Raw genomic sequence first — 1,318 nt, 5'->3', positions numbered from 1 at the left:
GTTGATATGAGAAACTTTTATCACCTGGCTGGTATCGTTTTGAGATATATTTATCGACGATAATGATAAGTTGCTCTTCCAGAGTAAACTCTGGATAGATAATGTTCTTGTCCATAGAATGCATCCTTGCATTAGTTAAATAGTCTTCCTGACCATATATTTATATTTATCGCATTTATTTAACTTGTCAATAGGTGTAACCTATCAAATATTATTTTTTATTAAATGGCCTATTCAACTGTTCCACAGTAAGACCGTGTCTATAAGCATTATACTGCCAATAGCTAAATTGCTCTTTGTATCTATTGTTCTGTTTTTTCAACATTTCGTTTTCGGCTTTAAGGTTTATTATTTGTTGTGCCGCAATAGTTAAGTTAGCTGGTTTCTTTAGACCAGATTTTTTCAAATTGGACAAACTTTTCTTTATTCTATATGCTTCAACAACTTCATCATGAGCACTTAAAGATTGCCTTGTGATAGTTCTGTTTAGATTCTTATACACTGATCCACATAAATCACTCCATGTGATTTTACCGTCCCAAGTCAATATAATGTGTGTAATTGCCTTTATTTCACTCCTGTTTAAATGTTTTGCCATATGCATCTCCTGTTTCAATTATTCAAAAGTTTATTAATTCTTTCTAAGTTTTTTTCGTGGTGCTGCAACCATTTGTCTGCACCATAATCACCATTTTCATAAGCGATCTGAGTTATTCTCTTTAATTGCATTACTTTCTCTCGGACAGATTGCAGTCTAATTCTATCTACTGAGTTAATGTCCGGTGTTTCATTATCACATTCAATAAGATGATTAATTTTTGCACAAGGCTTGATTAAATAGTTATGTACACAGTAACCAAATTCAGTTAAGTGTATTGCACCTTGATTAAGGTTATCAAAATCAATTGTCAATTCATTTGTGGGTATTGACTCCCTTTGACAGTAATTACTCCTATTCAATTTAATGGCTTTGATTTTATCTAACATATCTTCTTCTGACACATGGTTATAAACTCTGTTCTGATTCGCATTGATACGACCAGACCATTTAGCTATATCCAGTTCAGACATTTCACCATAATGGGCTATTGTGTTTAAAAGGTGCCGTGGCTGGTGTGAGCGAATAAGTAGTGGTTTACCTTCATCATCATAATACCCATATCGGGAAAATATATTTTTATAATTCATCTCATAGCTTTTTTTAGTTTGTATGTCACTGAAAAAGAAACTTTTAGTAGGTTTATAAAATGTGAAAATTGAAGTCATTCTTGTTAAAGAAAATTGATCAGTATTGAGCAAGCATAAAGCATTACTAAAT

At 32.1% G+C, this 1,318-nt stretch carries 1 protein-coding gene and 1 pseudogene; both read right to left on the bottom strand.

The features are described from left to right. Nucleotides 1-211 precede the first annotated feature (211 nt). Nucleotides 212-598, bottom strand: a complete 387-nt coding sequence (locus tag ACNQ0W_RS25105; RefSeq protein WP_116330048.1) for a hypothetical protein — start codon at nucleotides 596-598, stop codon at nucleotides 212-214. 14 nt (nucleotides 599-612) lie between these two features. Beyond that, nucleotides 613-1,318 (bottom strand): annotated as a pseudogene (locus ACNQ0W_RS25100) (DNA-binding protein); the annotation flags it as partial.

Origin of the sequence: Enterobacter cloacae complex sp. 6730903, from assembly GCF_048283985.1 — a bacterium.
Classification (GTDB): domain Bacteria; phylum Pseudomonadota; class Gammaproteobacteria; order Enterobacterales; family Enterobacteriaceae; genus Enterobacter; species Enterobacter hormaechei_C.
This window is presented reverse-complemented; position numbering and strand designations above follow the sequence as displayed.